Origin of the sequence: Geofilum rubicundum JCM 15548, from assembly GCF_000974365.1 — a bacterium.
Lineage (GTDB): Bacteria > Bacteroidota > Bacteroidia > Bacteroidales > Marinilabiliaceae > Geofilum > Geofilum rubicundum.
This window is the reverse complement of sequence record NZ_BAZW01000017.1, coordinates 34,615-58,101: the sequence shown is the minus strand read 5'-3', so window position 1 is coordinate 58,101 and position 23,487 is coordinate 34,615. Positions and strand designations below refer to the sequence as shown.

Annotated in this window: 15 protein-coding genes, 2 tRNA genes and 2 pseudogenes; 12 read left to right on the top strand and 7 right to left on the bottom strand. The window is 48.1% G+C overall.

Translation table 11 applies throughout. The features are described from left to right. Positions 1–5 precede the first annotated feature (5 nt). Both JCM15548_RS26285 and JCM15548_RS26280 read right to left on the bottom strand, forming a co-directional pair. Positions 6–2,522, bottom strand: coding sequence for a glycoside hydrolase family 2 TIM barrel-domain containing protein (locus JCM15548_RS26285; RefSeq protein WP_227625663.1), 2,517 nt, complete (start codon positions 2,520–2,522; stop codon positions 6–8). A 69-nt stretch (positions 2,523–2,591) separates the two neighbouring features. Then, a pseudogene (locus JCM15548_RS26280) lies at positions 2,592–3,223 on the bottom strand (sugar-binding domain-containing protein); the annotation flags it as partial. 274 nt (positions 3,224–3,497) lie between these two features. On the opposite strand from JCM15548_RS26280, the pseudogene JCM15548_RS23640 reads away from it, so the two are divergent. The 6 genes and pseudogenes from JCM15548_RS23640 to JCM15548_RS09770 form a co-directional block, all read left to right on the top strand. Beyond that, positions 3,498–5,674, top strand: a pseudogene (locus tag JCM15548_RS23640) (GH92 family glycosyl hydrolase); the annotation flags it as partial. Further along, on the top strand, positions 5,654–6,505 hold the full coding sequence (locus JCM15548_RS23635; protein ID WP_369403692.1) for a chitobiase/beta-hexosaminidase C-terminal domain-containing protein: 852 nt from the start codon (positions 5,654–5,656) through the stop codon (positions 6,503–6,505). The pseudogene JCM15548_RS23640 and the gene JCM15548_RS23635, both read left to right, overlap by 21 nt. A gap of 19 nt (positions 6,506–6,524) precedes the next feature. Beyond that, on the top strand, positions 6,525–8,780 hold the full coding sequence (locus JCM15548_RS09785) for a GH92 family glycosyl hydrolase (protein ID WP_062124818.1): 2,256 nt from the start codon (positions 6,525–6,527) through the stop codon (positions 8,778–8,780). 106 nt (positions 8,781–8,886) lie between these two features. Then, positions 8,887–11,340 (top strand): beta-mannosidase, encoded by a 2,454-nt coding sequence (locus JCM15548_RS09780; RefSeq protein WP_162198207.1) that lies wholly within the window; start codon positions 8,887–8,889, stop codon positions 11,338–11,340. Positions 11,341–11,364: 24 nt separating this feature from the next. Further along, positions 11,365–13,662: a GH92 family glycosyl hydrolase gene (locus tag JCM15548_RS09775; protein ID WP_083985074.1), complete on the top strand. Its 2,298-nt coding sequence runs from the start codon at positions 11,365–11,367 to the stop codon at positions 13,660–13,662. A gap of 5 nt (positions 13,663–13,667) precedes the next feature. Beyond that, positions 13,668–15,368, top strand: coding sequence for an alpha-L-fucosidase (locus JCM15548_RS09770; protein WP_062124815.1), 1,701 nt, complete (start codon positions 13,668–13,670; stop codon positions 15,366–15,368). Positions 15,369–15,476: 108 nt separating this feature from the next. Here JCM15548_RS09770 and JCM15548_RS09765 read toward each other — a convergent pair whose 3' ends face one another. The 4 genes from JCM15548_RS09765 to JCM15548_RS23630 form a co-directional block, all read right to left on the bottom strand. Next, entirely contained in the window at positions 15,477–17,393 is a 1,917-nt protein-coding gene (locus JCM15548_RS09765) for a peptide-N-glycosidase F-related protein (protein ID WP_062124813.1), read from the bottom strand. Positions 17,394–17,440: 47 nt separating this feature from the next. Beyond that, positions 17,441–18,250: an ROK family protein gene (locus JCM15548_RS09760; RefSeq protein ID WP_227625661.1), complete on the bottom strand. Its 810-nt coding sequence runs from the start codon at positions 18,248–18,250 to the stop codon at positions 17,441–17,443. Between the two features lie 162 nt (positions 18,251–18,412). Further along, entirely contained in the window at positions 18,413–19,357 is a 945-nt protein-coding gene (locus tag JCM15548_RS09755; RefSeq protein ID WP_227625657.1) for an ROK family protein, read from the bottom strand. Next, a complete protein-coding gene (locus JCM15548_RS23630; protein WP_227625656.1) occupies positions 19,333–19,647 on the bottom strand; it encodes a hypothetical protein in 315 nt (104 codons plus the stop codon). Before JCM15548_RS23630 ends, JCM15548_RS09755 begins: the two co-directional genes overlap by 25 nt. A 309-nt stretch (positions 19,648–19,956) precedes the next feature. Here JCM15548_RS23630 and JCM15548_RS09750 point away from each other — a divergent pair. The 6 genes from JCM15548_RS09750 to upp all read left to right on the top strand — a co-directional run bounded on the left by JCM15548_RS09750 (position 19,957) and on the right by upp (position 22,821). Continuing rightward, positions 19,957–20,028, top strand: a tRNA-Glu gene (locus JCM15548_RS09750). A 34-nt stretch (positions 20,029–20,062) separates the two neighbouring features. After that, positions 20,063–20,317, top strand: coding sequence for a 30S ribosomal protein S20 (gene rpsT / locus JCM15548_RS09745; RefSeq protein ID WP_062124808.1), 255 nt, complete (start codon positions 20,063–20,065; stop codon positions 20,315–20,317). Positions 20,318–20,331: 14 nt separating this feature from the next. After that, a tRNA-Glu gene (locus tag JCM15548_RS09740) sits at positions 20,332–20,403 on the top strand. A gap of 82 nt (positions 20,404–20,485) precedes the next feature. After that, positions 20,486–21,184: a RadC family protein gene (gene radC / locus JCM15548_RS09735; protein WP_062124805.1), complete on the top strand. Its 699-nt coding sequence runs from the start codon at positions 20,486–20,488 to the stop codon at positions 21,182–21,184. Positions 21,185–21,198: 14 nt separating this feature from the next. After that, positions 21,199–22,125: a hypothetical protein gene (locus tag JCM15548_RS09730; protein ID WP_062124803.1), complete on the top strand. Its 927-nt coding sequence runs from the start codon at positions 21,199–21,201 to the stop codon at positions 22,123–22,125. A gap of 42 nt (positions 22,126–22,167) precedes the next feature. Beyond that, positions 22,168–22,821 (top strand): uracil phosphoribosyltransferase, encoded by a 654-nt coding sequence (gene upp, locus JCM15548_RS09725; RefSeq protein WP_062124801.1) that lies wholly within the window; start codon positions 22,168–22,170, stop codon positions 22,819–22,821. On the opposite strand, the gene folK is transcribed toward upp, so the two are convergent. Next, positions 22,818–23,306: a 2-amino-4-hydroxy-6-hydroxymethyldihydropteridine diphosphokinase gene (gene folK, locus JCM15548_RS09720; protein ID WP_062124799.1), complete on the bottom strand. Its 489-nt coding sequence runs from the start codon at positions 23,304–23,306 to the stop codon at positions 22,818–22,820. The genes upp and folK overlap by 4 nt on opposite strands. Between the last annotated feature and the right edge of the window lie 181 nt (positions 23,307–23,487).

Here is a 23,487-nt window from a genome sequence, read left to right as displayed (position 1 = left end):
TCATGCTAAAAATACAAATAACGCTTAGCTAAATCAATCCATTGGCCGATGTCGTTTGTCTGAACCGGCACCAACATAAACCCATAACGGTAATCCCGGTCGGGTTTTAGCAAATTTTTATTCAGCGGTCCGGCCCCCCAACTATTAACACCTGCCACACCGCGCTGGCCATAGTCAATGTTCCACCTGACAAAGTCGCGTGGCTGCACATCGGCCATATTCTTCTGCTCTAAATGCACTGGTCCATAGTCATACCCTTCGCGGGCATCAAAATCTGCCGTCAGGTATGGCATGGCCGTCATTTCAAAGCCTTCACGGTCCGATTGCCGGTTCACAACCATCAAGCCCTTGCCTTGGTCATTCGACAAAACGGCCCAGCGTACATCGGTCTTGTTGCCATTTTCCTGGGGACGGATATAAGGCACCATTTGATCGATGACCTTACCCTGATACAAATCGATGAAGGAGGAAGCCTTCCGGTCCATGTAGTTCTCCCATGGGCCACGCCCAAACCATGTCAGATTTTGAAATTCTTTTTTCAGCAAGAAATTCATTCCTACACGTGGAATATCTGCCGTCTCAGCGGCAGATGCGCTTAGATGATTCATCACGCCTATCCGGCCATCGCCATAAACCATATAGGTAATGGTATAGGCATTGGCAGTCTCCTTCAGATGATAATTTGCGCGGACTTCAACGACATCTTTGCTTATGCGTTGATGCTCAAAGAGATCACAAGTAGCCTGGTGCATGGCCTTTTTCCAATCGATGCTGTTGACGTGCATGCCATTGCCAAAATCATTATCGGTCACGGCCCGCCATAGATCCGGCTGTGGTCCGTTACCCGCGTGTAAATAGTCTGTCTGGCCCACCTGGTAAGTGACCATCTGCCCCTTTGCTGTGTCAAAAACAACCCTTACCTGAGCGTTGCTTAAAGTGAGTGTTCCTTCACCGACCTTCACATTCAAATCCGCCACCTGGGGCGAAGCATATTCTGGCGCTGACTGCCAGTTCAACTTGATTTGCTCATGGGCCACCATGTGGCCCGCTTTGAGCATCGAAGAGGCCGCCCTGGTGGTGGCTTCCAGGTGCAAAAAATATTCGGTGCCGGGCAGGAGCTGGAGAGGGGTAAAATCTACCTCAACGATTTGCCCCACATGCGGTTGGGCCTTTAGTGACGGCAGGTCCAGGGTCAGAACTACCTGCCCGTCTGCCTTAACATAGCCCTTAAAATCAAATGCTTCCAACGTGGTAAAGTCGTACAGATTCTCCACCAGCAAGCGCAATGATCCCCGGGTCGTCTTCAGCAGTTTAAAGCGTACCGACTCGTGGGCCTTCTTCACTTCATGGGTAGCAGGTTTAACGCTTCGGTCGGGAAACACAATGCCATTTAGTAAAAAATTGCCATCACTGGGCATATTATCTCCAAAGTTCCCCCCATAGGCGAAGATCTGTTGACCAGCCTCATTGGTCTTATACAAGCCCTGGTCTACCCAATCCCAGATAAAACCTCCCTGCAACTGACGGTATTTATTGATTTCATCCCAGTAATCCTGAAAATTGCCCATACTATTGCCCATCGCATGGGCATATTCAGAGGCAATGAAGGGACGGTCGAGCACCTGTTGTCCAAACCAGCTAAAGGTATAAGGATCGGGATACTGTGGAACGATGATATCTGTATTCCAGTCGAACTCCAGCGCCAGGCGCCCGCCGATCTCCGTCCGTTCATACTGAACCGGACGCTTGGTCCGGTCAGCCGCCTTGGCGGCATGGTAACCGGCATAGAAAATCGGACCATTTCCGGCTTCATTACCCAATGACCAGAAGATCACGGAAGCATGGTTACGACTTCTTTTAACCATCCTTTCAATGCGATCGACATGGGCCAGCTCCCAGTTTTCATTGAAGGATGGGGAAGCCGCACCATAACCAAAACCATGGGATTCAATATTGGCTTCATCCAACACATATAAACCGTGCTCATCGCACAGTTCATACCATCGCTCCGGAAAAGGGTAATGACTCAGACGCACCGCATTGATATTGTATTCTTTCATGCGTTGGATATCCTCGAGCATCTGCTCCTCTGTGAGGTATTGACCGGTTTGAGGACTGTGCTCATGAATATTAACGCCTTTAATGGTAATGGGCACGCCGTTGACCAGCAACTGACCCCGTACGATCTCTACACGCCTGAACCCGATGCGGGAGGAAGTACTCTCCAATACTTTTCCCTTTTTGTCCCTCAATGTAATCAACAGCGTATATAAATGGGGCGCTTCGGCACTCCATGGTCTGACCTGTGGAATGTTGGCCGATAGATGCATGGTGGTTTTGGAATTCCCAGCTACAATAAGGCGCTCAGAGCCTTTGGCCAACTCTTTGACCCCGTCCAGTATTGTATACTCTGCCTCCATCCGTTCCGACTTAGCCAAATGGTTTTGAACATCCACAAAGAGGGAGAATTCACCGTTTTCACATCCTTTATCTAAGGTGGTGACGACTTCATAGTCGGCCATGCGCACCTTGGGCTGACTGTATAAAAAAACAGACCGGGAAATACCACTCAATCGCCAAAAATCCTGACACTCCAAATAGCTGGCATCACTCCAGCGATAGACTTCCACAGCCAGGGTATTGGACTCCCCCATCTTAATATAAGGCTAATATTAAATTCAGATGGTAATTTGCTGCCCTGACTATAGCCCACCATTTCGCCATTGACCCATAGGTAGAAGGCCGACTTTACCGACCCAAAGTGTATAAACACTTCACGGCTGTGCCAGTCCGCCGGCACTTCAAAAGTACGCCGAAAAGAACCAACCGGGTTGTAGGTCTTAGGGACCCGGTTCAAATCGGGGCCGTTGGTCAGTTCTGTAATGGGCGTTCGCGTATCCGCGAACTCATAAGGGATATTAACATAAATGGGGACATCATAGCCTTGAACCTCCCAATTGCCAGGGACATCGATCAAATCCCAACCGCTCACATCAAATTCGGGCCTGAAAAAATCAACAGGACGCTCGTCGGGGTTAGCAGCTAAATTAAAAAACCATTGGCCATCAAGGTTCACCCTGTAAGCATCTGTCAGGTGGCCCCGAATGGCCTTAGATACATCCGGGTAACTAAAAAAAACAGCCCTTCCCGGTTCTTTGTTTCGCTCTATTATTTGGGGATCCTCCCAGTCGAGCAACTGTGCCTGAATACCATTAAAAGGCATTAGGACGATAAGGGCAACTGCAAATATCCAACTGTATTTTATATATACCATCTGATAGTTTTGTTTTATCTATTAACTCGGAATTCTTTCGGACCAACTTGCCAACTGCTTTTTGACCTTAATAACCCCATTAAAAATTCACATTACAAAAAAAGCATTTTTTTTATATTTTTTAAAATTATTCCCTCATTCTTTTATTATTTTTTTATAAAAGATTATCTTTATCCTCGAAAATTTATATAATCGTGCCTAAAAAACACATAAACATAGCAACATGAAGAAACACTGGTTGATTTTACTGCTTTTGACCACCCTAATGTCGTGCAAACAACCATTAGAGGATTTAACCATTTTTGTGGATCCAATGATAGGAACCGATGCACACGGGCATACTTTTCCCGGCGCCACAACCCCTTTCGGAATGGTACAGCTGAGTCCCGACACCGGCATTGAAGGCTGGGACTGGTGCAGCGGCTATCATTACTCCGACAGTTCTATCATGGGCTTTTCACATACCCATTTGAGCGGGACCGGCGGCGCCGATCTGGGCGACATCCTGGTGATGCCTTTTTTGGGTGACCACAAATGGGAACCCGGAACCAAAGAAAATCCCGACCTGGGCTACCGATCACGCTTCTCGCATCAGCGCGAATTTGCCCAAGCGGGTTACTACTCGGTCATGCTCGATGATTATAACATTGCAGCCGAATTAACGGCTACCCCCCGCACCGGTATTCACCGCTACCGCTATGCCCAAAGCGAACCTTCCTCCCTCATCATCGATCTTAAACATGGGATCTCTAACCAGCCGCGCGAAGCTTCATTCGCATCAATGGCGACAACGAGGTGGTTGGCCTTCGTCGCTCGCAGGGCTGGGCAGCTGATCAATACGTCTATTTCGTGGCCCGCTTCTCAGCGCCTTTCACTGCTCACACCATTATGGTGGATGGTGAAATCGTTGACCATGCGAACGCTGCTGAAGGTAAAGAAGTAAAACTCATCCTTGATTTTGACGCACTGGATAAAAATGAGCTGATGGTGAAAGTGGCCATTTCAGCCGTAGATGTGGAGGGAGCCATTAAAAACATGGAAGCTGAAGCCCCGCACTGGGTTTTTGACGACTACAAGGATCAGGCTACCGACATCTGGAACGAGCACCTGCATAAAATAAATATTGAAGGGGCTTCAGAAGCGCAGAAACGTACTTTTTATACTTCATTGTATCACGCACAAATTGCTCCCAACTTGTATACCGATGCAGATGGCAGGTACCGTGGCATGGACAAAGCCATTCATTCAGTGACGCCCTCCCATAACATGTACACCATCTTCTCACTGTGGGATACTTTCAGAGCCACCCATCCGCTGTTTACCATTATTGAGCCTGAGCGAAATAACGAGTTCATCAATACCATGCTCACCCAGTACCAGCAACATGGAACGCTACCCGTTTGGGAACTCATGGCCAACGAAACAGGCACCATGATCGGCTACCACTCGGCACCCGTCATCTGGGATGCTTTTGTCAAGGGACAGCGCGACTTTGACGCAGAGCTGGCTTTTAAGGCCATGAAAACATCGGCCATGAAGGACCACATTGGCTTAAAGGACTACAAAGAGCTCGGTTTTATTCCCATGGAAAGGGAAGGCAACAGCGTTTCCAAACAGGTGGAGTATGCCTATGACGACTGGTGCATAGCGCAAATGGCAAAGGCTTTGGGACAGGAGGAAGACTACCAGAACTATATACACCGGGCTCAAAATTACCGCAATGTATTCGACACGTCTGTTGGATTTTTAAGAGGACGCCGGGCCGATGGCAGCTGGCGTACCCCCTTCGACCCCATTGAAAGCTCCATCCTGGGGTCTGGTGATTTTACCGAAGGCAACTCCTGGCACTATACCTTCTTTGCCCCGCATGACGTAACAGGACTCATGGATCTGATGGGCGGAGATGTAGCCTTTGCGGCTAAAATTGATGAAATGTTTAATCAGGAAGCCATCGTCACCAACCAAAATGCCCATGACATTTCGGGTCTCATTGGTCAGTATGCCCAAGGTAACGAGCCAAGCCACCACGTGGCTTACCTCTACAACTTTGCCGGTCAGCCATGGAAGACGCAGGAAAAGGTGGCCCTGATACTGGATTCGCTTTACACCGACCAACCCGATGGCATCAGTGGCAATGAAGATTGCGGACAATTATCGGCCTGGTACGTTTTTTCGGCAGCCGGTTTTTATCCTGTCACCCCCGGAAGTGGCGACTACATAATAGGCACCCCACTTTTTGAACAATTGTCCTTTAATCTGGACAATGGCCAGCAGTTTACGGTCAAGGCCAAAGGCAGAAGCAAAGAAGCGCTCTACATTCAATCGGCCAGCCTGAACGGAGAACCCTTCAACCGCTCTTACATCCAACACCAGGAGATTATGGCCGGCGGTGTATTGGAGTTCACCATGGGCACATCACCCAATAAAACGTGGGCCAGCCAACCCGAAGCCCGCCCTGTAACAACGATACCCGAAGAGTACCGCTTGGCACCCATTGAGGAGCGAATGGTCTTTGCGCCATATATCCATGAAACAACGGCCCTGTTTACGCAACAAAAGGAAATTGCCATTCATTGCAACACGCCTGGGGTAAGCATTCATTACAATCTAAATGGTACCAATGTCTCAGAAAATGACCCTGTTTATACCGGCCCATTCAAAATCAGCGAGACGAAAAAAGTGATGGCCCGGGCGTTCAAAGAAGGCATGAAGCCCAGCGAGTTGCTCAGCCGGGAATTCATCCGGGCACATTTCAACAGCGGCGAAACCTATCCGTCGATTCAATACAACCTGGCGCCTTCCCGACCCTATGATAAAGCCGGAGAAAAAGCCCTCATCGATGGTTACCGTGCCTCCATGGATTTCCATGATGGTCAGTGGCTGGGTTTCAACCGTAACATGGAAGCGATCGTGAATCTGGGAGCGCCAAAAAAAGTAGAACAAGTGCGACTCTCCTTCATGAGAAATGTGGGTTCGTGGATTCTTTTGCCCCGGACGATGACCGTTTACGGGTCCAATAACAACCAATCGTTCACCAAACTGGGCGCCATTACCACAACAACCCTGCCCCAGGAGCACGAGGGCATCATCAGTGAATTCCACTTTCCGGTGAACGCCAGCTTCCAGTATTTTAAAATATCCGCGGAAGCGCTTCCGTTGTTGCCCGACTGGCATCCGGGTGCCGGCAACCGCCCCTGGATATTTGCCGATGAGATCATTTTTGAATATTAAACCAACTCAAATTCCCCTGATGAAATACGCTTCAATCATAACTTTCACTTTAGTGCTGCTCCTTAACGGCTGTTCACATTCCGAACAGCCGGCTAAGGAAAGACTGACGTCACTGGTCAACCCCTTCATGGGCAGCGATGGCCCGGGAAACACCTATCCCGGAGCGACCGTCCCCTTTGGCATGGTCCAGCTCAGTCCGGATATCGGCTACTCAGGCTGGGACAGAATTGCCGGCTACGCATGGGCCGACAGCATCATCACCGGTTTTAGTCACCTGCATCTTTCAGGTACCGGGGCGGGCGATTTGTACGACATACTGCTGACGCCGGTCAACAGCCAATCGGTTAAAACAACACCGGAAAATGGCCACCGGCCCTATTCGCTCTTTAGTCACGACCAAGAGCATGCAGAGCCTGGTTATTACCAGGTATTTTTACAGGACTACGGCATCAACGCGGAACTGACAGCCACCCGACGCACCGGCATTCATCAATATACTTTTCCGCAAGACGACAACTCGGGCTTCATCATTGATTTGGGCTACGCCCTCAACTGGGACTGGCCGACCGAAACTTTTCTGCAAATTGAGGATGCCCAAACCATTTCAGGGTATCGCTACTCTTCCGGCTGGGCGGCCGATCAACGGGTCTATTTTGTGGCCCGCTTCTCAAAACCGGCTACCTCCATCCAACTTTTTAAAAAAGAGACGGCCGTTGATGGACCGTCGGTCAAGGACACGCACACCAAAGTAGACCTGCGCTTTGCCACCTCTGACAACGAAAAGGTTATGGTTAAGGTAGGGATCTCCAGTGCCAGCATTGAAGGTGCCGCCAAAGCCATAGAGAATGAGGCCCCGGAGTGGGACTTCAACGCCATTAAAACGGCAGCCTCCGACACCTGGGAAAACCAGCTGCAAAAGATCAGGGTGCAATCGGACAATGAAACCTGGAAACGCACCTTCTATACCACACTTTACCAAAGCATGCTGGCACCAACCCTTTACAGCGATGCCCAGGGTGCATACAAAGGCGCCGATGGCCACTATCATACGGCCACTGGCTACGATAAGTACGACACTTTTTCGCTGTGGGATACCTTCAGAGCAGCCCATCCGCTCTACACGTTGATGCATCCCGAGCGTGTGCCGGATATGATCCAATCCATGCTTAGTCATTACCGTGAGACAGGCCTGCTGCCCGTCTGGTCCATGCAGGGCAACGAGACCAATATGATGATTGGCTACCACGCCGTCCCAGTTATTGTGGATGCCTACTTTAAAGGCATTGGCGGTTTCGATGTGGAGGAGGCTTACGCAGCTTGTAAATCCAATGCCTTGTCGAGCGACCACGGCATTCAGGAATACCGGGAACTGGGCTATGTGCCCATTTCCTTCGATCATGAAAACTGGTCGGTTTCCAAAACGCTGGAGTATGCTTACAACGACTGGTGCATCGCTACTTTTGCCAAGGCATTGGGAAAAATGGACGACTACGCATACTTCCTTAAGCGCTCTGAAAACTGGCGCCACCATTTTGATGCTGAATCGGGCTTTCTGCGTCCCAAGGATGCCAAGGGCCAGTTTCTTAAAGATTTTGTGGCACGCGATTACACCGATCACTATTGCGAAAGCAATGCCTGGCATTACTTTTGGTTTGTGCCGCAAAATATCGAAGGCCTGCAGAGCGCTTTGGGCAAGGAGCGTTTCAGTGCCCGCCTCGACAGCATGTTCACCTACGATCCTTATCCCAGTGATGAGCTGCCCATTTTCAGCACCGGTATGATCGGGCAGTATGTGCATGGCAATGAACCAAGCCACCATGTGGCCTACTTGTACCATTACACAGGGCAGGCCTGGAAAACGCAGGAGAGGGTCCGACAAATCTTAACCACGATGTATGCCCCTGAACATTACGGGCATTGTGGCAACGAAGACTGCGGCCAGATGTCGGCCTGGTACACCTTCAGCTCACTGGGCTTTTATCCGGTCAATCCCTCCACTGGCATTTACCTCATCGGCAGTCCCTTGTGGAAGCATGCCACCATCCAACTGCCGGGCGGAAAACAGTTCACCGTAGAAGCGCCGGAGGTAGATGATACCCATCTTTACATTCAAGAGGCCTTCCTCAATGGGGAAGCATTGACGCGTCCATGGATCACCCATTCGGAAATTACCAACGGAGGCACACTTACTTTTAAAATGTCGCCCACCCCCAATCTTTCATTGTGGCATGAGGTGACAGAAATTCCTTACCTTGAACTGATGAACCTGCCATAGTTTTTTTCAGACCAAACAAACGACCACTATTATGAGCCGTTATTTCTTTACATTATCGACTTTAGGAGTATTACTCCTCGTTGCTTGTCAACCCAAAAATGACCTGGTGAACCAAAGAGCACTGCATCAGGACTGGGAATTTCGCAGTGCCGATGAGGAGGTCTGGACGCCGGCCTCAGTGCCGGGAGTGGTGCATACCGATCTGCTGGAAGCTGGCATCATTGACGATCCTTTTTACCGCTCCAACGAAGACTCGGTGCAATGGATCAGCACCAAAGACTGGATTTACAGAACGACCTTCACGGTTTCTGAGGAAGAGATGGCCAACCATAATATCCAGCTGGTCTTTGAGGGACTCGATACCCATGCGACTGTTAAACTTAACAATGTGGAGGTACTCAAGGCGAATAACATGTTCCGCACATGGACCATCGATGCCCGGGAGCACCTCACTGCCGGCCTCAACACTATGGAGATCTATTTTCTGTCGCCCGAGACCTACAACAAAGCCCAGGCAGCTAAGCTGCCCTATGTTTTACCCGAAGACGAACGTGTGCACTCCCGCAAGGCGCCCTACCAGTTTGGGTGGGACTGGGGGCCACGACTGATTACTTCGGGGGTTTGGCGACCGGTCTATCTTAAATTCTGGAACACGGCCAACATCCAAGATGTATTTCTTTACGCCCAAAACATTTCTGAGAACCAGGCAGACTATCGCGCACAAATAGAAATTTTGGCCGATCAGGAAGAAGAGGCAGACATCAGGGTGAGTAGTCCGGATGGTCAATTCAAGACCCAAACAACCAAAATCCATTTGAAAAAAGGCATCAACCCTGTCGACCTTGACTTCACCATCGACGATCCGCAACTGTGGTGGCCCAACGGCATGGGCGAAGCGCACCTTTACAAGGTGGATGTTACCCTGGAAACAGCTCAGGGCATTGTTACCCGTTCACAGCGTATTGGGGTGCGGACCATTGAACTGGTGCAGGAGCCGGATGCGCATGGCAGCTCCTTTGAATTCCATGTCAACGGACAAGCCTTCTTCGCCAAAGGGGCCAACTATATTCCTCTGGAGAGTTTTCTGCCGCGACTCACCGCCAGCGATTATGAAAAGGCCATTGAGGATGCGGTTAAAGCCAATTACAACATGCTGCGGGTATGGGGTGGCGGTATTTATGAGGACAAGCTGTTCTATGATCTCTGCGATGAAAAAGGCATCCTGGTCTGGCAGGATTTCATGTTTGCCTGCGCCATGTACCCCGGTGATGAGCCCTTCTTGGAGAACGTGCGCCAGGAGGCCATTGACAATGTTCGCAGAATCAGAAACCATACTTCCATTGCCCTTTGGTGTGGCAACAACGAAATTCAAAATGGCTGGTTCGACTGGGGCTGGCAACGCAGTCTGGGCTACTCCACTGCCGACAGTCTGGAAGTCTGGGGTCACTACCAAAAGGTGTTTCACGACATTATCCCGGAGGTTCTGGCCGCTGAAGATCCTACCCGCCCATACTGGCCCTCTTCCCCCTCTTACGGATGGGGGCATCAAGAGGCCACGGTGATGGGCGACAACCACTACTGGGGTGTTTGGTGGGGCAAGGAACCTTTTGAGATGTACCGCCAAAAGGTGAGCCGCTTTATGAGTGAATTTGGCTTTCAATCGTTTCCCGACTGGAGCACGGTTGAATCCTTTACACTGCCGGAAGACCGCGACCTTTGGTCGCCGGTCATGCGCACCCATCAGAAGCATCCCATTGGCAATGAAACCATCGATGAATACATGAAGCGCTGGTATCCGGCGCCTAAGGACTTTGAATCCTACGTCTATGTCAGCCAAATACTGCAATCAGAAGGCATGATGATGGGCATCGCCGCCCACCGCCAGGCCATGCCCTTTAGCATGGGAACGCTCTACTGGCAGTTTAACGACTGCTGGCCGGTGGCTTCCTGGTCGAGCCGCGACTACTACGGCAACTGGAAAGCCATGCACTACACGGTGCGCAAAGCCTACGAAAATCTCTTTTTATCCCCCATGCAGGAAGACGGTATCTTCAGCCTCTTCCTGGTCTCTGACTTGCAGGAAACTTCTCAGGCAGAAGTGGTACTTACCCTGCTGGATTTTGAAGGAAAGCAGCTGAGCCAGGACAAGCATGCTGTTGAGATTAAACCCAACAGTCAGGTAGTGGTGCAAGCCCCTGTCAACAAGCTGCTCAAGGGCCATGCCGCCAACAACAGCGTACTTAAAATGGAGCTGTGGCAAAATGGGCGGTTGCTGGCCGACAACCTGCACTATTTCGATTTACCGAAAAACCTCTCACTTAAGGCGGTCGATATCCACGCTGAAGTCCAACCATCTGAGAAAGGTTACGAAGTCAGTCTATCGGCCGACTATCTGGCCAAGCACGTCTACCTGAAAATGGATGGCGTGAAGGGCTGGTGGAGCAACAACTATTTCGATTTGCTTCCCGGCGAGCCAGTCACGGTCACTTTCGAGACCAGTGCGGCGGTCGACGATTTCGAGGCCCGACTAAAGATCACTTCTCTGGCAGATGCGTTTTAATGAACCTTTTAAAATGATTGTACGATGCAATATTCCAACAATAGCCGAATTTTTAAAACCCACCTCAACAAGTCGCTCTTCGTCATCCTGACCATGGCCGTTCTGGGTATGGGCCGGGCAACTGCCAAAGAACCAGCTGCGTGGGTGGACCCTTTTATTGGCACCTCCAACTACGGGGCGACTTTCCCAGGCCCCGTCATGCCCTGGGGCATGGTCTCGGTGGTGCCATTCAACGTGACCCCTGCTCAGGGCAATGAATACAGCAACACCGATAACTGGTGCTCTAACCCCTACGTGCATCCCAACAAGGTGATGACGGGTTTTTCGCACGTGAACCTCAGCGGAGTTGGCTGTCCCGATTTGGGGAGCATCCTGCTGATGCCGCTGACCGGTGAGCTGCAAGTGGACCATGCGCAATATGGCACGACTTACAGCCAGGAGGAGGCCAGACCGGGCTACTACACGTCTTTTCTGGACCGTTATGCCATTAAAGCAGAAGCCACCACCACCCTGCGTACAGGCATCAGCCGCTACACTTTCCCAAAGGGGGAAGCGCATATTTTACTGAATTTGGGTCACGGACTGACCAACGAATCCGGCGCTTTTATGCGCATGGTATCGGATACAGAAATAGAAGGTTACAAGCTCATGGGGACTTTTTGCTACAACCCAGATGCGGTATTCCCGGTCTATTTTGTGGCAGAGTTTAGCCAGCCGGCCCTGAACCGCGGCTACTGGAAAAAACAACAAAAACTGCCCGGTCACCGCCACAGCTGGGATGCTACCAGCGGCACCTATAAAATTTACAACAACTACTTCAAAGACATGGCCGGTGAGAACATCGGCGCATGGTATTCCTTCAACACCGAAGAAGGGGAACAAATAGAAGTAAAAATAGGCGTGTCCTACGTCAGCATTGACAATGCCCGTGAGAACCTCCGAGCCGAACAATCCGGCTTTGCCTTTGACGAAACCGCTCAAAGCGCCTGGCGTGAATGGAATAAACAGTTATCAACCATCGAGGTAGAAGGCGGCAGCGACGCAGACAAAACCAAGTTTTACACCGCGCTTTACCACCTGCTAATCCATCCCAACGTCCTGCAGGATGTGAACGGCCAGTATCCGGCCATGGAGTCGCCCGATATTCATCAGGTGACCGACCGCAACCGCTACACGGTCTTTTCGCTTTGGGACACTTATCGCAGTGTTCACCCACTGCTCTCACTGCTTTACCCCGAACAGCAACTCGGCATGGTGCAGTCGATGCTCGACATGTACAAAGAAGGTGGATGGCTGCCCAAATGGGAACTATACAGCAGAGAAACCAACGTCATGAACGGCGACCCGGCCCTCATTGTCTTGGCGGACACCTATCTGCGCGGCTTGACGGATTTCGACATTGAAACGGCTTATGCAGCCATGATGAAGTCGGCCACCACTCCCTCCGCAGAAAACAAAATCAGACCCTTTAACGATTTCTACTTAAAACACCACTACATTCCCTTTACTAAGGACTACGACAATTCTGTTTCTGAAGCTTTGGAGTTTTATGTGGCCGATTACAGCCTGTCGCAACTGGCCAAAGCGCTGGGCAAAAAGGAGGATCATAAGGCGCTCCGGCAGCGCGCTTTGGGCTATAAAAAGTACTTTGACAAAAACTATGGCCTGTTGCGTCCGGTTTTGCCGGATGGCTCATTTATGCCAGGCTTTGATCCCGTTCAGGGTGAGAATTTTGAACCTGTCCACGGTTTTCATGAAGGCTCTTCCTGGCAATATTCTTTTGCCATTCCGCACGATATGCCGGGCCTCATCCGTTTAATGGGGGGCCAAAAAAAATTCATCCAGCAACTGGAAACCTGCTTTAACGAGGATCTTTTCGATATGGGCAACGAACCGGATATGGGCTACCCCTTCCTGTTTAACTATGTGAAGGGCGAGGAATGGCGCAGTCAGAGAACCGTCCGTGATTGTATCAACACTTATTTCCACACCGGACCGGCCGGCTTGCCCGGCAACGACGACACCGGAACCATGAGTGCCTGGCTGATTTACAGCATGATGGGCTTCTACCCCATTGCGCCCGGCGATCCTGTTTACACGCTGTCTTCGCCCGTATTCGACAAGGTGACCATTCACCTTGACAACAGCCATTATGACAACGACCAAATCATCATTGAGACCATCAACAACACTTCGGAGAATATCTACATTCAGAAAATGGAAATGGATGGGCAGCCGCTGAATAAATACTTCATCTCTCATGAAGAGCTGGTCACCAAGCAACATTTCAAATTTCACCTGGGCAATACCCCAAAAAAATAACACTCATGATAAGACGATCAATGATAATCGCTTTGCTCTTTGGCATGATCCATAGCGGACTTTCACAAGAGACGCCTAAAGAGAAAGCCCAACGGATGGAATGGTTTAAAGATGCCAAACTGGGTATCTTCATCCATTACGGCATCTATGCCGTCAATGGCATAGATGAGTCGTGGTCCTTTTTTAACGGCTACATCTCTCACAAAGATTACATGAAGCAATTGGACGGCTTTACGGCCGCCAATTACCGACCCGACGAATGGGCAGAGCTCTTTACCCGGGCAGGTGCCAAATATGCGGTACTCACCAGCAAGCACCACGACGGCGTGGCGCTCTGGGATAGCCAATACGACCATTACACGACCGTGAAACACACGCCTGCCGGCAAGGACCTGGTGGATCCATTTACAAAGGCCTTGCGCAATAAGGGCCTGAAGGTGGGACTGTATTATTCGCTCATCGACTGGTCTCACCCCGATTACCCCGGCTTTACCAGAGAACAAAACCGCTATGAAGATGACCCGGTTAAATGGGCAGCCTTTAAAGAATTCTATCTGGGACAACTCAATGAGCTCTCCACGCAATTTAACCCGGATCTTTACTGGTTCGATGGCGACTGGGAGCATTCGGCCGAGGCGTGGGACACGGACCGCTTAAAGCGGCAACTCAGAAGTCATAACCCCCATGTGATTGTGAACAGTCGGGTAAAAGAAGGTGGCGATTATGAAACACCGGAACAGGGCGTCCCCGTCAGAACGCCCTCCAACCCCTACTGGGAGCTTTGTCTCACCATCAACGATTCCTGGGGATATCAATACAACGATCACAATTACAAAACGCCCTTCCAGTTGGTACGCATTTTTGCCGACTGCATCAGCAAAGGGGGCAACCTGCTTTTAAACATTGGTCCGAAAGAAGATGGCAGCATTCCGCCACCTCAGGTAGAGGTGCTGGAAGAATTTGCCAGATGGACGGGCAAACATGCAGAGGCCATTTATGGCACCCGGGCGGGAATTGATGAAGTGCACTTCCCGGGTATGACGGCACTGAGCAAAGACCACCGCACCTTGTTTCTCTATATTGACAACGCCCCCAACCATCCGCTACAGGTAAAAGGCCTGCTGTCGGAAGTCTCCAATGTTCGGGTGGTAGGTACCCATCAAGCCATCGATTACAACTACACGAAAAAAACGGGCAGTCTGCAAATCACCTTGCCGGGCAAGGTGCTTGATCCGGCCATCACGGTGATCGCCATCGATCTGAAAAGTCCGCTGACGTTATCCACACCCCAAGAGATGTTAACGGCTGAATTCCTAGAAAAGCTCGAGGCAGACAGCCGCTGGTACGAAAAGCATGCACCGGTATTGGAAAACAGCACCAAAGGCATTTCGTCTCTCCACTATGCAGGCCACTCTTTGCTTTCTATGGGAAAGGACATTCTGTATCTTTTGGTAGATGGTCAACCCAACGGACCGCTCATGATCAAGGGGCTGAAAAACAAAATTAACCGCATCTGGGTAGTGGGCAACGGCACCAAGCTGGATCACAACATCAATGGCCAATTATATTGGAGTCACGTTCCCGGAATTGCTTACATTGATTTACCTGAACAAGCGCTGGACCCTTCTGTGACGGTTATTGCCGTGCTGCTGGATGGCCCGGTTGCGCTCTATTCAGAGGAGGGACAAGTCATTGAAAGCAATTAAGCGATTTTCAAACTGATCTACAATACCAAAGCTTTGCTATTTTACACCTGGCAACAAAAAGGCTGTCCATACCATTTGGACAGCCTTTTTTCCTATTACTAACTAAACCTAATCTCTGTTGATGCGATTGCGGTGCATGAGCTCATCATTGACATAAATCTCCACAATGTAACGGGCGGGACTTAAATGCCCAATATCAAAACCAATGGAGCCGCCTTTGAAGTCGTAGTACTCATGCACGGCTAAAACAACCCCTTCTGTCATAAACTGCACACGCAAGGTCGAAGGCGTTGGCAAAAAGGCATCCAATTCAATGTTCTTTTTAGTCCTGCGTGGATAAAGAAAGAAAGCACTTTGTGAAATACTGGTGTCCCTCACGGCATTTAGTTCAGCTTTAAAGGCCAAAAACTGACCATTGCCACAATCGCTTATAAAGGGATGAATGATGTTATCCTCCATGTCCAATAAGCGCAAATAGCCATAGCCACTTTGAGGTCTCGCCCAGAATTCAAGGCCATCACCGGCTGAATCTGTCAGATGAAATTCATAGTTGCCGGATTTTAAAGTGACCGTATCCACATAGATTTCATTGGGTCTGCATTGCTCAGGCATTCGCTGATAAATGGTATCACCCTTGCTGTTGACCATAAACAAATGGTTCTCTTCTGGCTTGTTATTGGATTTGTACTGAACCTTGAATTGTAAAGGCAGCACTTTGGGACCTTCGAAATCCTGAATCAAAAAATTGTCCTTTTCCCAAGCATCTTTCTGACCGTTCGGCCGCTCAAGGCTTACTTCAAACTGATTCCCCCCCTGCTTAAAATCAATTTCACCGGGAAGTGTCACCTGCTCTGTTTCATTAAAATCCAAGTATCCCTTCCAGATAAATTTCTTTTGTTTGAATCCGGTTGTTCTATATAAAATTTCGATCTTTTCAAGCGGTTCGCTGCCCAAATTTTTAATCACTACTATTGGGTTGAAAACCGCAGGATTTTGTCTCGAATAAAGCTGTTTTTTACTGGGTACGATAACATCCACCAAAGCCACATCATGCTTATTTGCGGGCTTCTCATACTGAATCAGGTAGGCGCTGATAATTTCTTCAGCTTGCACATTTGCGGTCGCTATATAAGGCTCCATAACAAACTGGATGGTGTTGACGCCGGCATCGGCGGCCACATCAAACAAATCAGGCTGCTGCAGATCGCCCGGACACCAGTATGCCCTATCATGAATCCAGGTACCACCTTGCGGATACAGCGGATTGGCCCCACAATCTTTCCATAAGGCCCGGTGATCTATCAGCGCCCCATTAAACAACACTTCCCGCCAACGCGAACAAAACTCACTGCAATAACGTGGGCTGTCTGCTCCGTGACCGGTATGCTGAATCCTGATTCTTCCAAAATCCGCTTTTTCCTCAAACTCAAAAGAGAAGGGCGTCAGATGGTTTTCAATGGGGTCTTCCGCATTCCCATAAGGGTAACGACCATTGTAAATTTCAGTGATGGATATAGGTTTGGCAGCAGGAGGTCCTAAAACAATCTCAAAATCCACCGTCAATGCCCATCCCAATGTTTCTGGTTCCCATCCGGAGTGCATATATTCAATCTCCACACTATCGCGCAACAACATGGAAAAATCAGTCACATCTACCTCCCAGGTAAATTGCCAGTCATCCTTAAAACTACTTCCATAGGGCGTCAGCATCCGGCCAATTTCAATGTCCCTTGAAGGTTTATTGACCCCACCTTTCCGACGCAAGTAGATGAAATCAAGGTAGTCCCAATGGGCTATGGCCATGGTATCAGGGTGCCCTAAAGTCACCTTCATGGTTATTTGGCGAATGTCCTCCTCAATGGAAGGAAAAACGCCCCAAGAAGGGAAGTAATTCATACCCTCTGCCACATTGGTATGGATGGTTACGCCTTCATGGGTTGTCACTGTGGCATCCGAACGACCCGAGGCCCATCCAAATCCGGACCCGATAAAGATCACGATAAAAAAAGAGATCCAATTCTTCATAAATAAGTTCTTTAAAACCTTATAATAGGCTATCCTACAGTTGCTGATTAATAGGCCGGCACTTCCTGCTGCTCAGCTGATAATACCAGTGCCCCGGCTCCCAACAAGGGAATTCTGGGATTACCCGACACTTCAATAAGGGTGTGTGCCAATGCCTCCTGATGGGCAAAGTTGGATAAAAACTCCTTCAAACCGGACTTAAAATATGGAAAGGCATTTGAAAGGGAACCCCCAAGAATAATCGCTTCGGGTCCAACAGAGTATAATATTGTCTCTATAAGATGACCAACATGAATGCCAAATTCATGGAAAATATTGAGTGCCGAAACGTCTCCTGAGGCAGCTTGTTGAGCTAAATCAACAGCCTCTATATGGTGCTGGTTTCTGAAGAACTTACCACTGCAGTATTCTTCATAGCTACTGTCGAGATGTTTGATACCACCAAACTCGCCTGCTAAGGATCCATTACCAATAAGAAGCTGCTTGTTGATGATTACACCAGCGCCAACACCAGTTCCAAGCGCTAAAGCCACCAGGTGTTTGTAGCCTTTTCCTTTCCCAAAATAATATTCGCCAAGGGCAAAACAATTGGCATCGTTACCGATGTAAACAGGAATATTGAAACGTGACTCAAGGAGTTCTTTTACCGGAAAATCCTTCCAGGCAGGAATGTTAGAAACATTGCATATCACACCGGCCTTAATATCCACCAATCCGGGAACACCCAAACCTATCCCTGCAACCCTATCTGTCATCAATTCAGAAATGCCTGCTTCCAAATCGGCAACAATCTCTTCACGGGGTCTATGAGCCGCTGTAGGAAGCCTCAACTCTTTAAGAACCTCTCCATCCCTGATGAGCCTACATGAATCTTTGTGCCTCCAACATCCACTCCAATAAATTCTCTGATAATCATAGTTCTAAAAAGTAAAAATCTATTTTTCTAACTTAAACATTTTGTCGTTCAATGCTTAACTTGCCAGAAATCTTATTTTTACTAAAACTATAACTTCTGAAAGCTAGTGATGATGCTTTTGCATATAGTCAAAAACCTCAGACATAACTACAGCTAATGCGCCATTTAGGCCAATATCCTTTCCAAACCTCGATAATTCAATGGTGACCCTGCCACTTATCTGTGACATACTATATGTATTAATGGCTTGTTGTATAGGCATGGTTAAATACTGCCCCACTTCGGCCATCTTTCCACCTATGACAATTTGCTCAGGATTAAACAGTTGAATCAAAATAGAAATTCCTTTACCCAGATTTTTTCCTATTTCAGCAAACAAATTAATGGCAAACTGATCGCCCCTAAGCGCTGCATCAACAATGGCATGCAAACTAAGGGTACCCAATTCTTCTTTTGCCAACAAGGAACTTTTCCCCTCCTTTAATCCTTCTTTGGCCTTCTTCACCAACGCCGTTCCTGCACCCAGTGTTTGTAAACAACCCAACTTTCCACAAATACAAAGTTCTCCATTCTCTACAATGGGAATATGGCTAAACTCCCCGGCAAAGCCAGAGGCTCCTCTATATAACTTTCCATCCAGGATCATCCCTAAACCGATGCCCCAATCTAAAAACAATACAAGGACATCCTTTTTTCCTTTAGCAACACCATCCCGCCAAACCGACAATGCTATGGCTTTTGCATCATTTTCAATAAAAACCGGAAGCTTTATTCTATCTTCCAAAACATCCTTAAGCGATGGGCCATCGAATTGAAGATAGGTTCGGTTGACACCCTTACGTGAATCCACAAGGCCTGGCATACTCACGCCAATTCCAACCAATAATTTTCGGTCAACACCAGCCTCCTTAATAAAGCTCTCGATACTACTTACCAATAACTCCAAAGTCTCAACCGTGTTGTTTAGCGCAATTTCATAAGTCCGTGTTTCTGAACAGGATTGGTTGGCAGCATTAAAAACATTTATGCGGGTCTGATAGATATCCATGTCAATAGATAAAACATGAAAAGCATCTTCGCATAATCCATACAATTCAGGTTTTCGACCTCCTTTAGATTTCCCAACCCCTTTTTCTCAATTATCTGCCGATCTATCAGTTCCGACAATAACGCCACCCCATTTGGAGCGCTTATCTTCAACAACTTACACATATCCGTCACAGATGACCCGCGACTATAATAAAAGCCCTTCAATGCCTTTATGGCCAAAGCCAACTTTTTGGGCTCAAAGCCGGATAACTTATCGATGAGCTGGTTTTCCAGAAAATAAGATTTCATAACAGCTTAAGCTTATAATAAATGAACGACATGGTAAAGTACACCATTTTTTTTTAATGATCCAAGACTTTTGTAAAAAAATAACAAAAGAGAATGATTGTTTTTTGAAATAATACTATTTCAATCCATAAAAGACCCAAAATTACAAATTGAAAGCGCACTAACCACAATCCCATCAAAAAAGATCAGGTAATAAAACCCTTTCCTCATTTTTCACATTTTTTTTGAACCAGATATTTGGAAGAATCTAAATTTGCTATATCTTTGCATCCGCAATTGAAAAGCGATTCTCCTTTGAGAATATTTTAAGGTCCCTTCGTCTAGGGGTTAGGACGCCAGGTTTTCATCCTGGAAACAGGGGTTCGATTCCCCTAGGGACTACAATAAAAACATTTGAACTTTATATTTAATTACGATGGCAAATCATCAATCAGCAAAGAAAAGAGCGAGACAAGGCGAAGCCCGCAAGGTGACCAATAAATATTATGCAAAAACGGCACGCAACGCTGTTAAATCATTACGTGACACCACCGACAAAGAAGCGGCATCTACTTTGTACCCAAAAGTGGTTTCTATGATTGATAAATTGGCTAAGAAGAACCTTATTCACAAAAATAAAGCTTCTAACTTAAAAGCCAGTTTAGCCAAGCATATCAACACTCTGGCATAAGCGCCAAGAGTCACGGTCCCTTCGTCTAGGGGTTAGGACGCCAGGTTTTCATCCTGGAAACAGGGGTTCGATTCCCCTAGGGACTACTGAAGCCTCACCTGAACGGTGTGGCTTTTTTTATTTTTATTATTCAGGACTTTTTGTAAATTGTGGGTCAAAATCTTAACCATGACCCCATACACCAAACTTTCCATCAAGCAGTTGGCTGTGGAAGACCGACCACGGGAAAAGCTGCTTCAAAAGGGCATCTCCACCTTATCAGATGCCGAATTGCTGGCCATCCTCATTGGATCGGGCAGTTCCAAAGAGTCGGCCGTTGACCTGGCACGAAAAATTATGGCCGGCTACCGCAACAATCTCAACGAACTGGGAAAAGCCGAAATTGACCATCTCAAAAGCAATTTTCATGGGGTTGGCGAAGCCAAAGCCATCACCATTGTTGCCGCCATGGAACTGGGCAGAAGACGACTCCAGCATGAATCATTAATAATGCCCGTCATCAAAAGCAGTCAGGATGTCTACAACCTCCTGACACCTTTGATCGGCGACCTGCCCCATGAAGAATTCTGGGTGCTGATGCTCAACAGGGCCAACAAAGTACTTTTCCGATACAATGTCAGCAAGGGCGGAATGACCGGCACGGTGATAGATGTCCGAATGATTTTGAAAAAAGCGCTCGAAACCAGAGCCGCCTCCATCATTCTTAGCCACAACCATCCCTCCGGCAACAAACAACCGAGTAATGCAGATACAAAAATCACCCACAAATTAAAAGATGCAGGAGCCCTTATGGATATCCCGGTGCTGGATCATGTGATTATAACAGATAATGGTTATTTTAGCTTCGCCGATGAAGGCATGCTGTAAACAGTTTTATCTGTATGAAAAAAAACGACCTGATACAACTTCGGCACGATGAAATCGACAAAGCGAAATGGGACGCGGGCATTGCGCGCTCTTTCCATCCGTTGATCTATGCGGAAAGTTGGTATCTCGACATCGTCTCTCCGAAATGGGAGGCCATTGTGTCGACCGACTATGGCACACTGTGGCCGCTAACCATCAATCGAAAACTCAAATGGCCGGTGATTATGCAACCCATGTTCACTCAACAGCTGGGCTTGTTTTCATCGCAGCACTTAGACGATAATGACCTTACCCGGATTTTTAACACCAATAAATATCCGGTTTTCACGCTGCAGAACCATTCGAAAATAGCGTGGCCGGAAACGCGCCGGACCTCAACCAAAAGCAATTATATCCTGGGCCTTGAAAAACCGTATCCGGAACTCAAAAAAACTTTTAGCAAAAACTGTCAGCGAAACATCAAAAAAGCCCTCAGCCAGGCCCAAACTTTTGGCGATCCACCGACACCGCCAGCTTTTATTGCATTTACCCGACAGCATAAAAACTACCTTCTGACTGAAAAACACCTGCTCATACTCCAACAAATCATCGAAGAAGCCCTTCATCGAAAGACCGGTTTTTTGCTTCAGGTGACAGATTTAAAGGGAGCGCCACTGGCCATGGCTTTTTTTCTCAAAAAGCACCAGCGGCTGACTTTCCTGTCGGGACAATCCTCACCCGAAGGTTTTCAGCACCAAAGCATGTTCCTGATCATGCATCAGGTGATTCAAAGCCATGCGGCCTCTGATTTAACACTGGATTTTGAAGGGTCTGAAGTGCCAGGCATTGCTCGCTTTTACAGGAGTTTTGGCGCTATCACTGAGACCTGCCAATACTTTCAAAGCCCCTGGTTGACCCATTTACAAAAAATCAAAAAACGATTCAGCCAAAAAAACAGCTGACTTTTAATATTATCCATTATTTTTGTCAAAAAAAATCGACCGATGGAAATTAAGTATATCAATCAACCACCCTCTATTCTTAATCAATTCATTGCAGAAATTCGTGATAAGAACATCCAGACCGACCCGCTCCGCTTTCGCAGGAATCTGGAAAGAATCGGTGAAATTTTTGCCTATGAAATAAGCAAAACACTCACCTATCAGGAAAAGGAGGTTAATACACCCCTGGGTACAGCCAAAGAGTTTTTTCCTCAGGAACAGTTGGTTATTGCCTCCATTTTAAGAGCTGGTATTCCGCTTCACAATGGTCTGCTCAATTATTTCGACCGCTGTGAGAATGCCTTTGTTTCGGCCTATCGCAAATACACCGAAGACGGTCAGTTCGAAATTCACATCGAATACATTTCAGCTCCCGACCTCACCAATAAGACCGTCATTTTGGCCGACCCCATGCTGGCCACCGGGTCTTCGCTCGAATTGGCTTTCAACGCCCTAAAAGCCAATGGACAGCCTGCCCACATTCACATGGTGAGCATCATAGCCAGTCAGGCCGGTGTGGATTACGTTGAAAACATGCTGGCAGGTGAGCCCGTTACCCTATGGCTGGCAGGCGTGGACGAAGAGCTCAATGCCAAATCTTACATCATTCCCGGCCTGGGTGACGCTGGCGATTTGGCCTATGGTGCCAAACTTTAGTCCACCCGCTGAACAAAACCATGGTCGCTACAGCGCGCCAATAACTCTTTAACCGTTACACCAATGGTCGGATGCACCCAATCCGGCCATTGTTCGTTAAGGGGCATCAGGGTGAACCGCCGCTGATGCAAGCGGGGATGCGGAACGGTCAACTCTTTGGTTTCCATGACCAAATCATCCAAAAACAAAATATCAATATCAATACCCCGTGACGCATAGCCGGAACCAGGGCTTCGTGTCCGTCCCAAATCCTTTTCAATTTTCTGCAAAAGATGCAACAAATCAACCGGCTTTAGCTTGGTGGTCATTTCCAACACCTGGTTTAAGAAATTTTGATCCGCCTCAAAGCCCCAGGCGGCGCTTTCATACATCGCCGATTCTCGGGTCACCTTTCCCGCCAAGCGGTCCATTTCATTCCTGGCCATCTGCATCAGACGCTTCGTCTCTCCTATATTTCCACCCAAAAGTATCAAAGCTTTCACCATTATTTTTTTTTATCAATACCATTCTTTAACCATTTGAAAAACCAGTCACCGTCCACCTGGCTTACCCGGTTATGACCTAAAATAATCTACAACCTGAAAACCGTACCTATTCAGAACTTTTATTCCCAGAAACAGTAACCCTTTGATTCCAAAAAACCTCTTTGGGTCCTATTATCAAAGA

Coding starts and splice junctions, on each gene's coding strand:
- JCM15548_RS23630 (WP_227625656.1), bottom strand. CDS start 19,647: ATGAAATCTTATTTTCTGGAAAACCAGCTCATCGATAAGTTATCCGGC.
- JCM15548_RS09785 (WP_062124818.1), top strand. CDS start 6,525: ATGAAATACGCTTCAATCATAACTTTCACTTTAGTGCTGCTCCTTAAC.
- folK (WP_062124799.1), bottom strand. CDS start 23,306: ATGGTGAAAGCTTTGATACTTTTGGGTGGAAATATAGGAGAGACGAAG.
- upp (WP_062124801.1), top strand. CDS start 22,168: ATGGAAATTAAGTATATCAATCAACCACCCTCTATTCTTAATCAATTC.
- JCM15548_RS09730 (WP_062124803.1), top strand. CDS start 21,199: ATGAAAAAAAACGACCTGATACAACTTCGGCACGATGAAATCGACAAA.
- JCM15548_RS26285 (WP_227625663.1), bottom strand. CDS start 2,522: ATGGCCGACTATGAAGTCGTCACCACCTTAGATAAAGGATGTGAAAAC.
- JCM15548_RS09770 (WP_062124815.1), top strand. CDS start 13,668: ATGATAAGACGATCAATGATAATCGCTTTGCTCTTTGGCATGATCCAT.
- JCM15548_RS09765 (WP_062124813.1), bottom strand. CDS start 17,393: ATGAAGAATTGGATCTCTTTTTTTATCGTGATCTTTATCGGGTCCGGA.
- rpsT (WP_062124808.1), top strand. CDS start 20,063: ATGGCAAATCATCAATCAGCAAAGAAAAGAGCGAGACAAGGCGAAGCC.
- JCM15548_RS09755 (WP_227625657.1), bottom strand. CDS start 19,357: ATGGATATCTATCAGACCCGCATAAATGTTTTTAATGCTGCCAACCAA.
- radC (WP_062124805.1), top strand. CDS start 20,486: ATGACCCCATACACCAAACTTTCCATCAAGCAGTTGGCTGTGGAAGAC.
- JCM15548_RS23635 (WP_369403692.1), top strand. CDS start 5,654: ATGGCCGGCGGTGTATTGGAGTTCACCATGGGCACATCACCCAATAAA.
- JCM15548_RS09775 (WP_083985074.1), top strand. CDS start 11,365: ATGCAATATTCCAACAATAGCCGAATTTTTAAAACCCACCTCAACAAG.